The sequence below is a fragment of the Sphingobium soli genome, assembly GCF_020782245.1.
Classification (GTDB): domain Bacteria; phylum Pseudomonadota; class Alphaproteobacteria; order Sphingomonadales; family Sphingomonadaceae; genus Sphingobium; species Sphingobium soli.
In genome coordinates this window covers 53642-70886 of record NZ_JAJGNP010000004.1, presented here as the reverse complement: position 1 = coordinate 70886, position 17245 = coordinate 53642, and the positions used below count along the sequence as shown (strand labels likewise).

At 64.6% G+C, this 17245-nt stretch carries 16 protein-coding genes; 1 reads left to right on the top strand and 15 read right to left on the bottom strand.

Going from position 1 to position 17245, the window contains the following annotated elements; genetic code table 11:
* Window positions 1–27: 27 nt before the first annotated feature.
* The 13 genes from LL253_RS06875 to LL253_RS06815 form a co-directional block, all read right to left on the bottom strand.
* Window positions 28–771 carry a prepilin peptidase gene (locus tag LL253_RS06875; RefSeq protein ID WP_037542231.1) on the bottom strand — a complete coding sequence of 248 codons (744 nt, stop codon included), beginning with the start codon at window positions 769–771 and terminating at the stop codon, window positions 28–30.
* On the bottom strand, window positions 768–1490 hold the full coding sequence (gspN, locus tag LL253_RS06870) for a type II secretion system protein N (protein WP_228226683.1): 723 nt from the start codon (window positions 1488–1490) through the stop codon (window positions 768–770). Before gspN ends, LL253_RS06875 begins: the two co-directional genes overlap by 4 nt.
* Entirely contained in the window at window positions 1487–1975 is a 489-nt protein-coding gene (gspM, locus tag LL253_RS06865; RefSeq protein ID WP_037542232.1) for a type II secretion system protein GspM, read from the bottom strand. Before gspM ends, gspN begins: the two co-directional genes overlap by 4 nt.
* Window positions 1972–3090: a type II secretion system protein GspL gene (gene gspL, locus LL253_RS06860; RefSeq protein WP_228226682.1), complete on the bottom strand. Its 1119-nt coding sequence runs from the start codon at window positions 3088–3090 to the stop codon at window positions 1972–1974. The genes gspM and gspL overlap by 4 nt, the downstream gene beginning before the upstream one ends.
* The gene (gspK, locus tag LL253_RS06855; RefSeq protein WP_037542705.1) at window positions 3087–4076 is read right to left on the bottom strand and encodes a type II secretion system minor pseudopilin GspK; all 990 of its coding nucleotides are present in this window, start codon (window positions 4074–4076) and stop codon (window positions 3087–3089) included. Before gspK ends, gspL begins: the two co-directional genes overlap by 4 nt.
* Window positions 4069–4704, bottom strand: a complete 636-nt coding sequence (gspJ, locus tag LL253_RS06850; protein WP_228226681.1) for a type II secretion system minor pseudopilin GspJ — start codon at window positions 4702–4704, stop codon at window positions 4069–4071. Before gspJ ends, gspK begins: the two co-directional genes overlap by 8 nt.
* Window positions 4705–4946: 242 nt before the next feature.
* Window positions 4947–5321, bottom strand: a complete 375-nt coding sequence (gene gspI, locus LL253_RS06845) for a type II secretion system minor pseudopilin GspI (RefSeq protein ID WP_228222471.1) — start codon at window positions 5319–5321, stop codon at window positions 4947–4949.
* Window positions 5314–5766 (bottom strand): GspH/FimT family pseudopilin, encoded by a 453-nt coding sequence (locus tag LL253_RS06840; protein WP_228226680.1) that lies wholly within the window; start codon window positions 5764–5766, stop codon window positions 5314–5316. Before LL253_RS06840 ends, gspI begins: the two co-directional genes overlap by 8 nt.
* Window positions 5767–5791: 25 nt before the next feature.
* On the bottom strand, window positions 5792–6241 hold the full coding sequence (gene gspG, locus LL253_RS06835) for a type II secretion system major pseudopilin GspG (protein ID WP_009821690.1): 450 nt from the start codon (window positions 6239–6241) through the stop codon (window positions 5792–5794).
* Between the two features lie 76 nt (window positions 6242–6317).
* Entirely contained in the window at window positions 6318–7535 is a 1218-nt protein-coding gene (gspF, locus tag LL253_RS06830; RefSeq protein ID WP_228226679.1) for a type II secretion system inner membrane protein GspF, read from the bottom strand.
* Window positions 7528–9066: a type II secretion system ATPase GspE gene (gene gspE, locus LL253_RS06825; protein WP_228222468.1), complete on the bottom strand. Its 1539-nt coding sequence runs from the start codon at window positions 9064–9066 to the stop codon at window positions 7528–7530. The genes gspF and gspE overlap by 8 nt, the downstream gene beginning before the upstream one ends.
* Window positions 9063–11273 (bottom strand): type II secretion system secretin GspD, encoded by a 2211-nt coding sequence (gene gspD, locus LL253_RS06820; protein WP_228226678.1) that lies wholly within the window; start codon window positions 11271–11273, stop codon window positions 9063–9065. Before gspD ends, gspE begins: the two co-directional genes overlap by 4 nt.
* Window positions 11270–12112, bottom strand: a complete 843-nt coding sequence (locus tag LL253_RS06815; RefSeq protein ID WP_228226677.1) for a type II secretion system protein N — start codon at window positions 12110–12112, stop codon at window positions 11270–11272. The genes gspD and LL253_RS06815 overlap by 4 nt, the downstream gene beginning before the upstream one ends.
* A 164-nt stretch (window positions 12113–12276) precedes the next feature.
* Between LL253_RS06815 and LL253_RS06810 the strand changes: the two genes are divergently transcribed.
* Window positions 12277–12936, top strand: a complete 660-nt coding sequence (locus tag LL253_RS06810; RefSeq protein ID WP_228226676.1) for a prolyl hydroxylase family protein — start codon at window positions 12277–12279, stop codon at window positions 12934–12936.
* 3 nt (window positions 12937–12939) lie between these two features.
* Here LL253_RS06810 and LL253_RS06805 read toward each other — a convergent pair whose 3' ends face one another.
* On the bottom strand, window positions 12940–14367 hold the full coding sequence (locus tag LL253_RS06805; protein ID WP_228226675.1) for a CYTH and CHAD domain-containing protein: 1428 nt from the start codon (window positions 14365–14367) through the stop codon (window positions 12940–12942).
* Between the two features lie 145 nt (window positions 14368–14512).
* A complete protein-coding gene (locus LL253_RS06800; protein WP_228226674.1) occupies window positions 14513–17206 on the bottom strand; it encodes a TonB-dependent receptor domain-containing protein in 2694 nt (897 codons plus the stop codon).
* Between the last annotated feature and the right edge of the window lie 39 nt (window positions 17207–17245).

Below are 17245 nucleotides of genomic sequence, written 5' to 3'. Positions count from 1 at the left end.
CACGGGCCTTTCGCAGCCTGGATCCGATCATGGCATCAGGTAGATTGTCAGCATCCAGCCCGGCACGGCCGCGATAGCCAGAAATGTGCCGAGCGGCGCTCGCGCGGCGGCACTTTTCGCCCGGCCCGTCAGCAGCATGACCAAAAGCCCCGATCCCGCGGCGCAGAACAGGATCAGCGGCAATGCCTGCCATCCGAACCAGGCTCCCAGCGCCCCCAGCAGCTTGGCATCCCCCAGCCCCAGCCCGTCCCTGCCCCTTATCGCGCGATAGGACAGGGCAATCGCCAGCAGCACGCCATAGCCCAGCGCTGCACCAATGCCCCTGTCCATCACGCCAACATCGGTCGCGTAGGGGCCGAGCGCAAATCCAAGGAATGCGAGCGGGAGGGTGAGCGCGTCCGGCAGCCAGAAATGGCGCCAGTCCAGAATCGCCAATGGCAGCAGCAGCCAGCCAAGGGATGCCCAGGCAGCGCCAGCAAGGTTCGGCGCAAAACCCAGCGCGAAGCACCCGATCACCGCGCAGCCAGCTTCCACCCGTCCATGCAACGGATCGATCCGGGCGCTGCAGGACCGACACCGGCCGCGACTCAGCAGCGCACTGACCAACGGAAAAAGGTCGCGGGGGCCGAGCGTCCGGCCACAGCTGTCGCAGGCGGAACGGCCGCGCATCACCCCCCTGCCCTGGGGCCAGCGTATAATCACCGTAGCGAGGAAGCTGCCAAGGATGGCACCCGCCAGCGCGCCCAGCAACGCGGCCCAGGGGGACATCACAACCTGCCTTCGACCTTCAACATCCTGGCGTTGCCCTCAGCGGTGAAGCCTGCCTGTTCCAGAGTCGACGCCAAGGTGGGGTCCGTGGTATCGACCCGCATTTCGGCGACATAGCGGCCCGAGCGCCAAAGACGCAGGGTGATTTTTTCCAGCCCCGACTGGCTGACCAGCGGCAGCAGCAGCGCTTCCCCGTCGCATGCCGCAACGCCCGACAGGCCTTGCGACAGGTTGAGGCCGGGAAACTGCCCCGCCAGGCGCGCGCGCACGCGGCCTTCGGCATGGCCACAGCGATCGCCGACAAAATACCCGCTGACATCCTCCATCGTCAGGCTGCTGACCGGCAGCGGCGCGAACGTGTGTCCCAACGGAACGGCGCCCGTCACATCGTCGACTCCGATCCGTCCGAAACCCACCGTGATCGCGCCGGCAATATCATCGGGCAGCCCCTTTTGCCGGGCTATGTCAAAACGCGCCCGGCCCATGAACAGGCCGATCGGTGATAGTCCGGCGCGAACCGTGCCCAGCGGCATGTTGCCTAGCATCAACTGGTCGATCCGCCCGCTCCAGACGGTGCCGCTGATTGCGCGCGCGGAAACGCCCAGCCGCTCCAGACCGGCCAGCCCAAGCGCCACGCGCATCGGCAGGAAGAGCAAGAGAGCAAGGAGCAGCATGACGACGAGGAAGACACGCATGCGGCGGGACAGGACCAGCCCCATCATTGCCCCTCTCCCCGTTCCAGCACGGCCTGCACGGAAATGCTGCCCGCCGTGGGGGACGGGCGCGCGCTCATGGTGACGACGCGCACGCCCTGCCCTTCCAGTGTCGAAAGCCACGAAAACAGTGCGATCGGTCGCACCGAGGCAATGGCAATATCCATCCGGTCATTCCCCTGCGCCTGGGCGCGCTCCAGCGTCAGGCCGGCCTCCCCGGCGCTCTGCCCGACAAACTGGTCGAGCGGCACGGTCGATCCGACATTGGCTGGCGCGCGGGGCAGCGCCTTTAGCTGCGCCACGGTGGCGCGAATGGCGGCATTGCGCTCGGTCGCCTCCACCAGCCGGTCGCGGGCGTCACGCTGCGCCCGGTCGAGCGGGACGGCAATGCCAAACCAGAGGATGACGATCGCCAGCAGCGCGAACATCACGCCCAGCATCCAGCGTTCGCGGGGCGAGCGTTCCGCCCAATAAAGTCCCAACCTGTCCATCATGCCCGCACCGTGACTTCCGCCAGCGTCCGGCCGCCCGGATCCTGGGACGACGTGGCCGTAATCGTAAAGCCCGCCGCCTGAAGCGCGAGCAGCACGATATTGATGTCCTCCGCCTTGGCGGATGCCAATGTGGCGCGAACCATGCCGTCGGCATCCCGCGACAGGGTCGTGAGCGCAACGCCCGGTGCATCCTGCATGGCCGACAGCAAGGCGGCGACAGGCGCGGTAAAGGCGCGTCCGCCAGCACCCCGCGCGGCCAGCCGGCCCTCCATTTCGATCTGCGCCTGCGCAGCGTCAGATGCGTTTGGCAAAACCTCCTGCGCCAGCGCCAGGCTTTCGCGATCCAGCCGGTTCGCCTCGCTATGCTGACGTGCAAGCCAAATCAGCGCCGTCGCCAGCAGCAAGAACAGGATCATCCCTGTCCAGACCGCGATGCGTTGAAGCGCACGGTGATCCAAAGCCGGTCGCACCCGCTTGGCGAAATCGCCTTGGCGCATGTCAAGTGGTGGTCGGTCCAGCGCCGCGATCGCGCGTCCCTCCACCATGCCGGTGGTGACGTCGATCACCGGCGCATCGGCGATCAGCTCGGGCAGCGCCATGTCCTCGGGCAGCGCCATATTCTCACCGCGCAGCACCGCCGTACCGCCGATCATGGCGCGGCCCAACCCCTGTTCTGGCGCTTCGATCAATAGGGGGGCGGGCACGATGATATCAGGATCAAGGCCATGATTCTGGGCCCAAAGCATCCAATGCTGCATATCGGTGCGGCTGGCCAAAGCGATCAGATGCGGCGCGGACGGATCGTCATTTTCATCGACAGCGGCGAATAGCTGGTCGGCAGGCAGCAGCCCGCTCGCCAGCACCGCCAACCGCGCAGCCGCCCGTCCCTGCCGCGGGGGAAGATCGGGGTAGGCCATCCAGTGCAGCGTCACCAGGGCGGCCGGCGGCACCAGCAGCACGCGGGCCTGTTCGGGCAAAGCGGCTATGCCACAGGCGGCGAGCCAGTTGGCGCCTTCGCCCGACTGGACCAGCGCCCCATCGATCACCCGCATCCAGCGCACGGGCAGTTCCGCCGCTTCGGGCAGGAAAAGGATCAGCGCGTCGCGGCTGCTCACGCCCCCGCGCCCCAGCTACGCCGCACCAATTGCGCCGGGCTTTCCCGCGCATCGATCAGCGCGCGTTCCACCACCTGCGTTCCCCCGACATTCACCGAAACCGTCACTCCAAAAAATCCCGTCTTCAACTTCACCTGCTCTGCGACCTCGGCCGCGGGCGACAGGCCGACCAGCGAGGGCAGCTTCCAAAAGCCCGGCACGCTGCCGTAGCCATCCTCCGGCCGCTGCGCCAGCAATTGCCGTGCCTGCGCGACGCTCAGCTCGCCCGGCAGCAGCATCGCAAAAAGGGGCGCCTGCGCAGGCAGCAGCGTATTGATGTTGATCGGCGACAGGTCCGTGACAGGCAACGCGCAAATCCAAGGCTTCACCAGATCATAGATGGCAGGCGTGATACCGGCGACCGCGCGCAACTCGCTTGGGTCGATCATCATGCGATTGGCGGCGCGATAGGGCCGATCCATGCCGGCATAGGTTTCATCCTCCGCACCGCCCGGTTGCGGCACGGTGTCGCTGTCGACCCAGTCGGCCAGGCTTGACGCAGCCGTCGCTGCCTGACGCGCGTCCACGCCCAATGCCTCCAGCAGCGCCTGGAACTGGGACACGCCGACCGGACGCACCTTGAGGAGGGCCTCGCTTCGTCCGCTGACCACGCTGTTGAGGTTGAAGCAATTGCCGCCATCGGTCACTTGCGCGGTCGCCAGACCGCCAGGCACGGGAATTGTTTGCGGCGTGCCCATCCACCCGCCCGCCAGCGTGATCTTCGCAGGATTGGATTCGACCAGATCGTTGATGCGCAACCGCGCCATTTCCGTGCCGGCATCAGCGAAGGCGCGCGCCTGATCCACCGCGCCGCCATTGCCGGTCATGCGCGTGGCAAGCGCCACGCGTTCCAGGGCGGTCGACGCGACCACTGCCATCACCGCAACCAGGAGCAGTACGGTCAGCAGCGCGGCGCCCCGTTCTTTTGGATTGCCAGGATCAGGCACCGGCCGCTCCTTCCGCGCCTTCCAGCTTTTCGACCGGACCCGGTGCAACCAGAAAGCGCATCATGACCGGCGGCTCGCCGGTGCGCGTCACCGTCATCTCGACCGCCTTGGGCAGCAGGTCGGGCTGGCTTGGTGTCCAATCCTCCCGCCACCGCCCCTGCGCATCGCGAAAACGCAGCGTCACGGCCTCGACATTGTCGAGCAGTGCGGCAGGATCATCGCCCGCAGCGCCATCGAGCTGCGCATAGGTCCGCCGCTCCAGCCGCCCTTGCCGGACCCAATATTCGACCTTCTGCAGGGAGGGGCGCGGCATGTCACCCAGATTGTCCCAGCCCCCGCGCACGAACTGCATCACGGGTTGCGCGTCTCCATCATCATGCGCCCAGAAAGCCGGGGCCAGCGTGCCCGCCTCTGTCCGGGTGATGCGCGGCACCGCCTGTCCCAAGTCCCCGGCGAGCGCGCCGCCGGCCCGCTGCACCGCGGCCATATCATCGAGCCGCGCCTTGACCTGCGCCTGCGCCGACACGCTGTTGCCCAGCAACAATACGCCCGCACTCGCCAGCATCGCGAAAATCATCAACGCGACCAGCAGCTCGATCAGCGTGAAGCCGTGTTCGGCGGAACGCATATCAGACGTGAAGCCGTGTTCGGCGGAACGCATATCAGACATGAAGCCGTGTTCGGCGGAACGCATATCAGACATGAAGCCGTGTTCGGCGGAACGCATATCAGACATGCAGCCGTGTTCGGCGGAACGCATATCAGACATGCAGCCGTGTTCGGCGGAACGCATATCAGACATGCAGCCGGGTTCGGCGGAACGCGTTTCGGGCTCGAAGCCCCGTTGCACGACGATTTGCCTGCCCTGCGTCATTCCACCACCCGCACAAAGCTGAGCGCGACCGGCGATGCACCGGGCTGGCCATCAACCGTCAGGTCGACCTGTAGCAGGCGGCGGTCATCGGTCGGCTTGACCACACGGCTCCAGCGCCAGCGACGTCCCCCATTGGAAACCTCACCGTCTTCTTCGCCAATCGAGGGGGGGACAGGATCAGTCTGCACGTCCACCATAAGGTTGCGTGCAACGATCTGGCCCATCGCCTTGCTATCCAGGTCGGCCGCCGTGCGCAGCGTCACGCCCTGCAACCGGACAAGCGCCAGCGCGGCCAGGCTGAACACAGCGAGCGCCACCAGCATTTCCAGCAGGGTAAAGCCCCCTTCCCCCTGACGCGCGCGATCAGCCATCGACCATCACCTTGCCGGCCATGTCGATGCTGACGGACACGCGTTCACCTTCGCGCGCAAGGGTCACGGTGAGGGCATCGGTAGGCAGGCCCGTCCCGTCGAAGCCGATCTGCAAGCGCCCATCCCGCCCGACTTGCGCGCGCGTGCCGGGCTTCCAGTTGGTGGTGACGAACGGCTTTTCTTCCAGCGGCGTCCACTGGCCGCCATCGCGGCGCTGAAAGCCGTAGCCGGACGCGGATACCCACAGGCCCAGGGGGCGCGCGGTCACGACCGCTTCGTCGCGCGCGGCGGCAACGCGCGCGGCGAAGCGGTCGGCATCTTCAATCACGCGGCCGCGCGGATCGGGGATGGCCAGCACAACGGCCGCCGAAATGAAACCGATGATCGTCAGCACGACCATCAGCTCCAACAACGTGAAGCCCTGTTGGGCGGAACGCGCGTCCACCGCGAATTCCGCCTTGTACGTCCGCTCAGAGTTCGCTGGAATAGATGTCCGCATTTTCCTGCTCTCCGCCCGGCTGACCGTCGGCGCCCAGCGAGCTGATGTCGAACGCGCCGCGACGACCCGGTACGGTGTAGACATAAGCGCGGCCCCAGGGATCATCAGGCAGTTTCTTGATATAGCCTCCGCGCCGATAACGTTGCGGCTGCGCAAGCGAGGGCGGCGGGTTGAGCAGCGCCTGGAGGCCATCCGATGCCGACGGATAGGTCAGATTGTCGAGCCGATACTGCTCCAACGCCTGTTCGATGGTTGCGATGTCCGCCTTGGCCTTCTCGACGCGCGCGGTGTCGGTAGCAGGGATGACGTTGATCGCCACGATCGTCGCCAGCAAACCGATGATGACGATGACGACCATCAGTTCGACGAGGGTGAATCCCTCTTCGCCCGACTTTCCCCCTTCATTCCTGTCAAAACGCATTGCGGCTTTGAAAGAAAGGCGCGTGGCGTTGCCACATTTGGCCCGAAGAAATGTCACGAAACGCATATATACTCCTTCAAGCCCCGGTGAGGCTTTGCAGCTGCAGGATCGGCAGCAGGATGGACAGGATGATGACGGCGACGATGCCGCCCATCAGGATGATGATGACCGGCTCTAGCATGGCCAGAGCAGCTGAAGTGAAACTGTCAAATTCGCGCTCCAGATAATCGGCGGCGCGCTCCAGCATCGTGTCGAGCCGCCCCGCGCTCTCGCCACTGGCCGCCAGATAGACGAGCAGTGGCGGGAACACGCCCGCCCGGCGCAGCGCGGCCGACAGGCTTCCGCCGCCACGGATCGCTTCGACGATGTCGTCGGAGGCGCGGCGGAGCATCCGGTTGTGGACGGTGTTCGCCGTGAGCGACAGCCCCTCCATCAACGGCAGGCGGCTGGCCACCATGGTAGACAGGGTCCGCGCCATGCGCGCTGCGTGCAGATCCCGGATCAACCGGCCGAGCAGCGGCAGGCCAAGCAACGTCGCGTCGAACCGATAGCGGAAACTATCCACCTTCAGCGCACGCCAGAACATCAGGCCCGCTATCGTCAGCAGCAGTAGCAAGAGCCACCAATAACCGGCGAGGAACGCCGACAGGCCCATCACCATGCGGGTGAGCAGGGGCAATTCCTGCCCCACCGTATCGAATTGCTCCACGACCTTGGGCACGACGAAGATCATGAGCGCGGCGACGACGCAAACGGCGAAGGTGGCGAGGACCGACGGATAGGCGATGGCGGTGAGCACCTTCGAGCGCATCAGCGCCTGCCGCTCCATCAGGTCCGACAGCCGCTCCATGATGGTCGGCAGGCTTCCCGAACTTTCGCCGGCCGAGATCATGGCCCGATAGAGCGGCGGGAAACTGCGTGGCTCGGCCCCCAGCGCGTCGGCCAGGCGCCGCCCCTCCAGAACGCCGCCATGCACCGTGCCGACGATGGCGCGGACATGGTCCTGTTCGCTCTGGCGGCCAATCGTGCGCAGCGATTCCTCCAGCGGGCTGACCTGGATCAGCGTCGAAAGCTGGCGAGTGAAAAGCGTCAATTCCTTGGCGCTGAGCCGTGGCGCGCGCAGCGACAGGCCCGCGCGCTGCCGTGCCTTCGTTGCCGCTCCAGGCTCCAGCCGCACAATGAACAGCTTACGCGCGTCCAGCCGGGCGCGCGCGTCATCGACCGTATCGGCCCTGACCTTGCCCGACCGTTCGCGCCCTGCCGGGTCGATCGCCACATAGTCGAAATCAGCCATCGGCGATGGTTTCCACCTCAGTCGCGTCCCGGCGCGACACGCGGATCGCTTCTTCGGCCGTGGTCTGCCCATCGCGCACGAGCGCGCGGGCCGCCGATCCCAGATTGGGCGCGTTGAGGAAGGCGTGGCGCGCAATCAATGACTCGTCCCCGCCGTCGTTGATCAGGCGGCGGATCGTGTCGTCGACACGGATCGCTTCGAATACGCCGATCCGGCCCTTATAGCCCGAACCGCTGCATTCATCGCAGCCGCGCGCCTTGTAGATGATGGTCCCGGGGTCGAAGCCCAGCAGCGCGCTGGCTGACTTGTCTGCCTGCACCGGCTCGCGGCAGTGCTGGCAGAGCCGGCGGACAAGCCGCTGGGCAATGACGGCGCGCAGCGTCGAGGCAAGCAGGAAGGGTTCGACGCGCATGTCGCGCATACGCGTGATCGCGCCGACAGCGTCATTGGTGTGGACGGTCGAAAGGACAAGGTGGCCCGTCAGCGACGCCTGCACCGCAATCTCCGCCGTCTCGCGGTCGCGGATTTCGCCGACCATCACCACGTCCGGGTCCTGACGCAGGATCGCGCGCAGGCCCGCCGCGAAGGTCAGGCCGACCTTGGCATTGACCTGTGTCTGGCCGACGCCTTCGATCGCATATTCGACCGGGTCCTCCACCGTCAGGATATTGCGGCTGCCATCGTTGAGCTGGCGCAGGCCCGCATAGAGCGTGGTCGTCTTGCCCGAGCCCGTAGGCCCTGTGACCAGGATGATGCCGTTGGGTTCGGACAGTCCCTCGCGGAAGATGCGGTCGGGCGCACCCGTCATGCCCAGAAGGTCCAGGTTCATGCCCGCATTCTCCTTGTCGAGAATACGCAGCACCACACGCTCGCCTGCCCGGCTCGGCAACGTGGACACACGGACGTCGAGCAACTTGCCGCCCAGGGTCAGGCCAATGCGCCCATCCTGCGGCACGCGGCGCTCGGCAATGTCGAGCCGCGCCATCACCTTGATGCGACTGACCACCACCGGGGCAACGTGCGGCGGCATCCGCAGCGTTTCGCGCAGCACGCCATCGACGCGCATCCGCACGATCAGCCCGGTTTCATATGGCTCGATATGAATATCCGACACGCCCTGCCGCGCGGCTTCGGCGATGATGCCGTTGATCAGGCGGATCGCCGGGGCGTCGTCCGCGCTGTCGAGCAAATCGTCGGCGGTGGGAATGTCGGCCGCCAATATGTCCAGTTCATCCGCCCCCACCTCAAGCGATCCTGCCATCGCAGCGGCGCTGCCCTCCATCGCATAATGGTTGGACAGATGGCGGTCGAACTCGGATGGCTCGACAAAGCGCACATCGAAGCTGCGCGCCAGATGACGGCGCACTTCCAGCAGGACGCGCGGATCGCTGCCCGCCCGCACCGCGATCACGATCCGATCACCCTCCTGCGGCAGCAGGACGACGCCATGCTTGCGCGCAAAGACATAGGGAATGTCGATCGGCCGCGGCGGCGATGGGATCGCGGCCTCGACGCTCTCCAATTCGCTCATCGCTGCTCTCCGCTCGCGGGGATTTCGACCGGGCGCACCACGCCGCTCGACTGACGGACGGTGGGTTCGATGACGTCGGGCTGCACGCCTGCCTGCGGCTGTACCACCATATCGCCGGGCTGCGGCGGCGCAATCGGGGGCGCTGCGCCCATATAATCGCGGACCAGCTCGTCGATCGTCGGCTCGGAGTCCGGATCGCGCTGCAACTGCATGCCGCGAATATAGCCGTAGCGCTGCTGTGTCAGCTTCTGCGCATCTTCCTTGGACCGGAGGATGGTCGGGCGGATGAAGACCATGAGGTTGGTCTTCGTCCGGCTGCGGCTGCGCGATTTAAACAGCTCGCCGATGCCCGGAATGTCCGATAGCAGCGGGATGCGCTCGATCGTCTTGCGCTCATTGTCGTCGAGCAGGCCGCCCAGCGCCAATATTTCGCCGTCATCGACGGTCACCGTCGTTTCGATCTCGCGCTTGTTGATGATGAGGTCACTGTTATCGTTGCTGACCGGTCCGGCCACGCTCGACACTTCCTGGCGCAGGAACAGCTTGATTGCGCCGCCGGTATTGATCTGGGGCTTAACCTCCAGCTTGATGCCGACATCCTGGCGCTGGACCGTGCGGAACTGGTTGTCGAAATTCTGGCTGAGCGCCTCACCAGTGGTGACGGGCACTTGCTGCCCCACCAGGATCGACGCCTTCTGATTGTCCAGCGTCATGACCGAAGGCGTGGAGAGCAGGTTGCTTTCGGTGTCGGATTTCACCGCATTGATGATCGCGCCGAAAATGCCATTGCTGCCGATGCTGCCGCCCAGGCCCGCAATTGCCCCGGTCGCGCTTTGCAGGCTGTTGATCGCCGCTTGTTGCAGCGTGCTGGCAAGGTCGCTATTTTCGCGCACTTCGGTGGTGGTACGGGTGCCGTCAGGCGCCACCACCGTCGTCGTCGTCGTACCCAGCTGATTCGCGCCATAGGCCCCGGCGAGCGTCAGCAGATTGGGCGAGGCATTGCTGTAGTTGGTCGCGGCAAACCCGGTCTTGGTACTGCCGATCAGGAACTGCACGCCCAGTTTCTTGGCGGCGGCATCGCTGATTTCAACGATGATCGCTTCCACCAGCACCTGCTCGCGGCGCGTATCGATCTGGCGGATGGTTTCGCCCAGCATACGCTGCACATCGCTGTTGGCGGCGACGATGATGGCGTTCGCACCTTCATAACGAGTCACGATTGCCGGGCCGCGCGTATTGATGCCGCCGCCGGACGAGGATGCGGACGAAGACGCCGCGACGGGTGCGGCGGCCTGGGACGCGGGTGCGCCGCCCTGCCCGCCCGACGCGGGCGTTGCAGATGTTACCGGTTCGCTGGTCGATTGCCCCACCAATTGCTGCAAGACTGGCAACAGCTTTTCAGCATCGGCATGCTCCAGCCAGTAGACCCGGATTTCCGTGCCGCTTGCCGCCTGGCGGTCCAGTTCGCGCGCCATATTGGCGAGCCGGGCCACCGTCCCGGCGTCACCGCGAATGGCCACCGAATTGCTGCTGTCGATCGGCACTACGGTCGCGGCTGACGGCGCGGCATTCTCGCCCCCGCCGCCATTCGTCACCAAGGCCTGAAGCGACGTCGCGATCTCCCGCGCGCCGGCGTTCTTGAGTGCCACCATCTGCGTGGCGGCAGTGTCGCGGTCGATGCGGGCGATCACCTGGCGGATGCGGGCGACATTGTCGGCATAGTCCGCGACGACCACGCTGTTGCCGGCGCGGTTGGCCGTGACCGACCCTTCCTTGCTGACCAGCGGGCGCAGGGTTTCCAGTGCGCTCGCCGCGTCGATCGACCGGAGGCGAAACACTTCCGTCAGGAAGCTGTTGCGGTTGGCGGCGCGGCCGACGCCGCTTGGCTGACCCGCTGCGCCATCGACCGGCTGGATGCGATAGGCGCCGCCCGGCGCAGGCACGGCCACCAGCCCGTTAGCGCGCAAGGTCGACAGGAAAATCTCGAAATATTCCGATCGGCTGAGTGGCCGGTCGGTGACGACCGACACCTTCCCCTGCACCTTGTTGTCGATGATGAAGGTGCGGCCCGTCACCCGCGCCGCATCCTGAATGAAAGCGCGAATGTCGGCGTCGCGCACATTGAGCGTCTGTTGCGCCCGAACAGACGCGATCGGCGTCGCCAAAGCGAGGGCCATGGCGGCGGAGAGGAGAAGTTTGCGGGTCATTGGCCTTGCACTATGAGGTTGACCGAGGCGACGGCCGCGCCGCGCTCGACGGTCAGGGACAGGCGCGCACCGGGCGCGATCTGGTTCTGGAGGCTTTGCAGGTCGCCGACCGACTGGCCGTTGACCTGGGTCACGATATCGCCGGGACGGAAGCCTGCGGTAGCGAAGCCCGGTCCCTTGGCCGCCACGACGAGGCCGGTCACCCGGCCATTTTCCATGCGGGGGGCAAAACCGATGTCGCGCTTCAGCATATCAGCCGTCAAGCCGCCTCCAGGCGCTGCCGGAGGCGGCGGGGCGGCGCTGGTCCACCCCGCGCCGCCGGCCGGTGGGGCTTCAGCGTCTGTTGCCGATGTCGACTGATCGAGAAACGCCTGTTCCTCCGCTCCGCCGCGATCGATCGTGACATGATCGAACGCCACGGCTTTCAGCACCACGCCGGGCATGATCTCATCACCCACAGCGTAGCTGTTCTGGACGCCGTCGGGCGTAGCGATGATGGCGGACCCCAGGCCCGAGCCCTCGTTCAGGCGTATGCCATAGACCGTCAGCGCCAGGGAAGTGACCACACCGCCCGATTGCTCCGGCGCTTCAGCGCGAAAAAAGGGATCGAAGCTTCCAAACAACAGCGCACGTGCCTGGGGCGACAATAGCTGAGCCTGACGTCCCTCCCATGGTCCAAAGCTGCCGACCGGGGTCACGACCGCCCACACCAGGCGCACCAGCAATAGCGCCAGAACGACCAGCAATGTCTTTTCCAGAAGACCAAGCCAGTCTATACCGCGGGCAACAGGCCGCGCCCGCCGCCAACGGTCAATCCTGTCACCTACCGCAACGCGCATGATGTCCGACAAGCCCCCCGAGATATGCGAGCCTGCTAGGCGCGGCGCTTTACATCAAAATGACGGTTATATTGCTTTATTATGACAGGCTTGCATGCAGAGCATTTCTACGGCTGAAGGTCAACATTTGCGACCATCAAGGCATGTCATCGACACGAGGCTCCATGACCCCAGAGACCCTTTCACCGCCCGCGCCTGCCGGCGTTGACGCCGATCCGGCCTGGATTGCGGCACATCCTCGTGTTCAACGAGTCCCCAACAGGGATCTCGCGCTTTTCATCCTGCGTGACTTTCTGAGCGCGGGCGATTGTGCGGGACTGATCGACCGGATCGATGCGCAACGCCGTCCGTCAACCATCGCCGATCATAATGGCGACGGTTATTTCCGGACGAGCGAGACATGCGATCTCGATCATGGCGATCCCTTCGTCGCGGCAGTCAATGCGCGCCTCGACGCGTTCACGGGAATCGCGACCGAACATGGCGAACCCATTCAGGGACAGCGCTATGCCGTGGGGCAGGAGTTCAAGGCCCATACCGATTATTTCGATCCTAAGGGCGCCGATTTCGACCGTTACTGTGCAGTGGCCGGCAATCGCACATGGACGGTGATGCTCTATCTTGATCAGCCCACCGCCGGCGGCGCCACACGCTTCACCCGCATCGGCAAGACGGTTCAACCCGAAACCGGCAAGCTTCTGGCGTGGAATAACCGCCTGCCATCAGGCGCGCCCAACCCAGCCAGCATCCATCACGGCATGAAAGTGCGCAGCGGGGTCAAGCATGTCATCACCAAATGGTATCGCGAGCGGCCCTGGGGCTGATGCCTAGCGCCAGAAACGCGGAGCCTGCGCGAAGCGGTCATGGGCTTTGCCCGCCTTACGCAGCAGTTGCTTCTCCGATTTGATATCCAACCCGATATTATCGGGCAGATGGTAGCGTGCGAACAGCGCTGGCGCCGTTGCCAGATCGTTAAGGTCGCCTAGACGATCCTGCAATTTGGCCAGCGCCTTGACATACGCGCCATGCGCCTTCTGCGATGGCTTGTCCCGATAAAGACCCGCAAAAAATTCAGAGCCATAGCGCAGCTTCTTGGCATCTTTACGGACCTTGTGCTGCAAATCCGACGGCAGCCTCGTCAGATCATCTCCCCCCTTGGCGACTCGCTTGTGTAGTTTTTTAAGGCGACTGGCCGCGAAATCCGCCACCGACGCATCCGATGCACCACTGCATCCCGCCCCCAGCGCCAGCCATTCGGCAATATCCAGCAGCAAGCCGCGAACGCGCGCCGATTCTAGCCATTCGCGCACCCGCGCATGGCTTTCCGCGCGCGCCTCCGCAATCGCCGCCTGGGCAACGGGGTCCAACCGCCCGTGCAGCACATCCAGATCGCGCGCCTCGCCCAGCAACGCCGCCAGCCAGCGCAACTCCTGTTGAAAGCGTGCGACGTCTGCCTCCAGCAGCACCGTCTTGAACAGGGTCAGCGCACTGCGCAACCGGCGCACCGCAACACGCGCCTGATGCAGGGCCCGCTCTCGATATGCGGTCAGCAACAGCGACTCGTTGCGGCGATAATGGCGCAAGCATGCGCCCGCGATTGCCAGAAACGCATCGCGGATCGTCATATCGGCGTCGAGCAGGACCGGCTCAGCCTTGACCGATTCCCTTATCGGTCCCCGCAGCAGATAGCCGCGCTCCGCCTTGCTCAGAACCGCAGGGCGCACCGACACCTCGGCATCTATGCGGCGCGCGATTGCGAACAGCGCGGCAGGTGCGCCAGCGACAAGTTCGAGTTCGACCTCGCACAGGGCTGCTTCGCGCGCACCCGCCCGCACCACGCCCCGGTCGATCACCATCTCCACCTTCGCATCGCCCTCTTCGATCTGCCAGCGCATGCGTTCGATATCGGTTTCAAACATCGGCTCGATCTGGTCGACAGCCTCGCCCAATGCGTCCCGCACTGGCGTTTGCGCATCAAGCACTGGCCTGTTCGACCGGACGGGTCGTTCCCATTCCTGACGCGTGAACAGCCCGCCCGCAGCCGACCCGTCGCCCTTGACGGTCTGCACCCTGCGCCGCCCGGACTGGCGAATCCGCAGGCTGATCCGCTTGTTCGCCAGTTGCGTATCGGGCGTATCGAAATAAATGGCGCGCAGACGGGCGACATCCTCGCGCTCAGGCAGCATGTCCCATTGCGACAGACGGCTGGCGCCATCGTCCGACAGGTCCAGCTTGAGTTCGATTTCGCGGCCCATAGATCCTCCATCATACGCCGCAAGGGGGCGGATGCATAGCAGGACGCGTGGACCCGGGGCGTCGTTCCAGAATCGCAACGGCCGGCCTGTCGAATGACGGGCCGGCCGCACGATCCGGGGGGCGATCAGCCCCCACTGGCAAGGTTCAGAACGCCACCGTCAACGACGCGGCGATCGTGGTGCCGATCTTGTAGCGGTTATAGAATATCTTGGTGCCGCCGGCCTCTTGGAATTCCTGATATTTGCGGCCCGTGATGTTCCGGGCCTCAAATTTGAATTCGCTGTTGATGCCGCCCGGCAGCGTCACACCCTGACGGGCGACGAAGTCCAGCGTCAGGCCTGGCTTTTCCTTGATATCGGGTTGCAGGTTCGGACCGCGGCTGGTGACGCGAGGGCTTGCATAGGTGAGCAGCAGCGTCTGCTGCGACAGCTTGTCCGTATCCTCAAGCCCGATCTGGACGTTGACCAGATGATCCGACTGGCCCGTCAACGGCGCGCCGTCGACGAAATAGTCGGACGCGGCCGGCAGGTCGCCGGTGGTGTAGGTGTAAGGAATGGTCGTGTCGCCATCGCTCACCTTCAGTTCCGACTGGGTGTAGGTGTAGTTGCCGATCAGCACCACGCGGCGGGTCTGGAAGAAGTTTGAATCCATCCCGTCGAGCGGAATATATTTCTGCGCTTCTACCTCAAAGCCGTACAGCGTCGCTTCCGGCGCATTGGCGAAGCTGGTGGTCACTGCATAGGTATCGGTAATGGTCGTGAAGGTTTCGATCGGATTGTCGATCTTCTTGTAGAAGGCCGACGCCGTCAGCCTCTCATCGCGCCCCATATACCATTCCGCGCGAATGTCGGCGTTCCACAATTCGCTGTCCTGCAGGAACGGGTTGCCGCGATAGAAGCGGTTGGATTCGGTGTCGATGAACGGCTGGGCGATCAGTTCGCGGAACTGCGGACGAGCGATCGTCTTGGACCCCGAGGCGCGGAACTGCAAACCGCCGCCCACGTCGTAAGTGAGCGTGACGGCCGGCAACCAATAGTCATTCTTGACCTGGTTGAACGGCGTCTCGCCGGTCGAATAGACGTCGACGCCCGTCACCGACTGGCGGCCATTTTCGTAGCGGACGCCAGCATCGATGCTGAGGCCCGGGAACAGCTCTGCCTTTACCTGCCCATAGCCGGCATGAACGCGAAGCGCGGCGTCATAGACCGGATATGGCCCGGAAAAGTCGAGAAGGCCAAGATCGTAGAGCTGGATGGTCGCATCCGACAGCAGATAATCGGGCCGCAACTGCTGCACCGGCACGGGCAGGTTCACGGCATCGAAATGCAACTCATAGCGCGACGATGTACGCTTCGTATCCGTATAGGCATAGCCCGCCGTCACGGTGAAGCTTGGCGCGATCTTGTAGCTCAGGTCCGCGCCGCCCGACCACAGGTCTTCGTTCAGGTCGCTGAACGTGACCGATGCATCGCCACGCTGGCGATTGAGCGCATTGATGAAGCGGTCGCCCACCGGATCAATGTCCAGATCGCGGTTCGAACGGACATAGACGAATTCGCGTTCATAGGGGGCTTCGCGCTGCGAATTGGCATAGCCGCCCCGCACATCGAGGCTCAACGCATCGTCAAACTTGAATTCGCCGACAAATTGCGTGTCGATCAGCTGACGCTCATACCAGGCGGTCTGCTGGGTCAGATAATCAGCGCCCTGAATTTGGCCGTCATTCTGGCCGATAGCGAGCGAGGCACGCTTGAGCGTGTCGCGGATATAGAGGTTGGTCCAGCGCAGCTTCTGCTCGCCCCACTCAACGCCGACACCCAGCAGTCCGTTAACGGTGACCTGATTGTCGGTGACGACCTGATTATAGCTTTTGCCCGCGCCTTCTTCGACAGTCAGCGACGCCTGCTGCAAGTTGTCGCGCGTGCGCCATTTGTTGCTATATCCCGCCGTGGCGATGATGCCGACCCGCGCATCGCTGCCAACGTCGAACGCCGTGCCGCCGTTGATCGAGCCGGAGAAGTTGAACGGCAGGCTGTTGGTGCGCTGAAGCACCGACGTCTTGCTGTTCAAAAACTGCATGGCGATCGCTTGCTGGTCGGAGCGATCGATGTTGGCGAAGGGCACGCCCGCGCCAAAGGCATCCTTGAGCAGCGGCGGCACGTCGCGCGAACTGTCGTCAAAGCCGGTCCAGTCCGACTTGCTGCCATAATAGGTATAGCCAAGCTGACCCGAGGTTTCGGTATTAGCGGAGCTTCCGACGCCGATTTCCAGATAGGATTCGGTCGGGATCGCCTTGGTCGTCAAGTTGATCACGCCGCCGCCAAATTCACCGGGGAAGTTGGCCGAGAAGCTTTTCTGCACCAAAGTCGACGCAATCACGCTGGTCGGGAAAATGTCGAGGGGCACGACACGCTTGAGCGGCTCGGGACTGGGCAGCGGCGAACCGTTGAGCAGTGCGAGCGAATAGCGATCGCCAAGGCCGCGGACATAGACATAGCCGCCCGACACCACGGACAGGCCAGTGACGCGCTGAAGCGAACCGGCGATGTCACCCTCACCCGTGCGCTTGATGTCGGCCGCCGACAGGACGTTCACCACCTGCGGCGCCGCCTGCGAGATGTTGCTGGTGCGGCGACCGGTGACGACGATGTCGGAACCGGGAATGGAAACATCGACGTCGCCCGACTGGGCGGCGGCTTCATCGGCGGCGCTGGGCGTCGTCGAGAGGCCGGCGTCGCCGGCGGACGATGAACTGGTGTCGGTCTGCGCCATCGCCACGGGAGCGACCAGCGCGGTGGAAATCAGGAGCAGGCGCGCCAAGGTCAGCGGCTTCGACATGCTAGGGGTCCCCCTTTGGGAATATGCAGTGTGCAAGAA

What these genes read in the sequence shown, in the direction of transcription:
- gspM (WP_037542232.1), bottom strand. Translation starts at nt 1,975, where the DNA reads ATGATGGACAGGTTGGGACTTTATTGGGCGGAACGCTCGCCCCGCGAA.
- gspF (WP_228226679.1), bottom strand. Translation starts at nt 7,535, where the DNA reads ATGGCTGATTTCGACTATGTGGCGATCGACCCGGCAGGGCGCGAACGG.
- LL253_RS06805 (WP_228226675.1), bottom strand. Translation starts at nt 14,367, where the DNA reads ATGGGCCGCGAAATCGAACTCAAGCTGGACCTGTCGGACGATGGCGCC.
- gspE (WP_228222468.1), bottom strand. Translation starts at nt 9,066, where the DNA reads ATGAGCGAATTGGAGAGCGTCGAGGCCGCGATCCCATCGCCGCCGCGG.
- gspD (WP_228226678.1), bottom strand. Translation starts at nt 11,273, where the DNA reads ATGACCCGCAAACTTCTCCTCTCCGCCGCCATGGCCCTCGCTTTGGCG.
- gspN (WP_228226683.1), bottom strand. Translation starts at nt 1,490, where the DNA reads ATGATGGGGCTGGTCCTGTCCCGCCGCATGCGTGTCTTCCTCGTCGTC.
- gspG (WP_009821690.1), bottom strand. Translation starts at nt 6,241, where the DNA reads ATGCGTTTTGACAGGAATGAAGGGGGAAAGTCGGGCGAAGAGGGATTC.
- gspI (WP_228222471.1), bottom strand. Translation starts at nt 5,321, where the DNA reads ATGGCTGATCGCGCGCGTCAGGGGGAAGGGGGCTTTACCCTGCTGGAA.
- gspJ (WP_228226681.1), bottom strand. Translation starts at nt 4,704, where the DNA reads ATGCGTTCCGCCGAACACGGCTTCACGCTGATCGAGCTGCTGGTCGCG.
- LL253_RS06815 (WP_228226677.1), bottom strand. Translation starts at nt 12,112, where the DNA reads ATGCGCGTTGCGGTAGGTGACAGGATTGACCGTTGGCGGCGGGCGCGG.
- LL253_RS06810 (WP_228226676.1), top strand. Translation starts at nt 12,277, where the DNA reads ATGACCCCAGAGACCCTTTCACCGCCCGCGCCTGCCGGCGTTGACGCC.
- LL253_RS06800 (WP_228226674.1), bottom strand. Translation starts at nt 17,206, where the DNA reads ATGTCGAAGCCGCTGACCTTGGCGCGCCTGCTCCTGATTTCCACCGCG.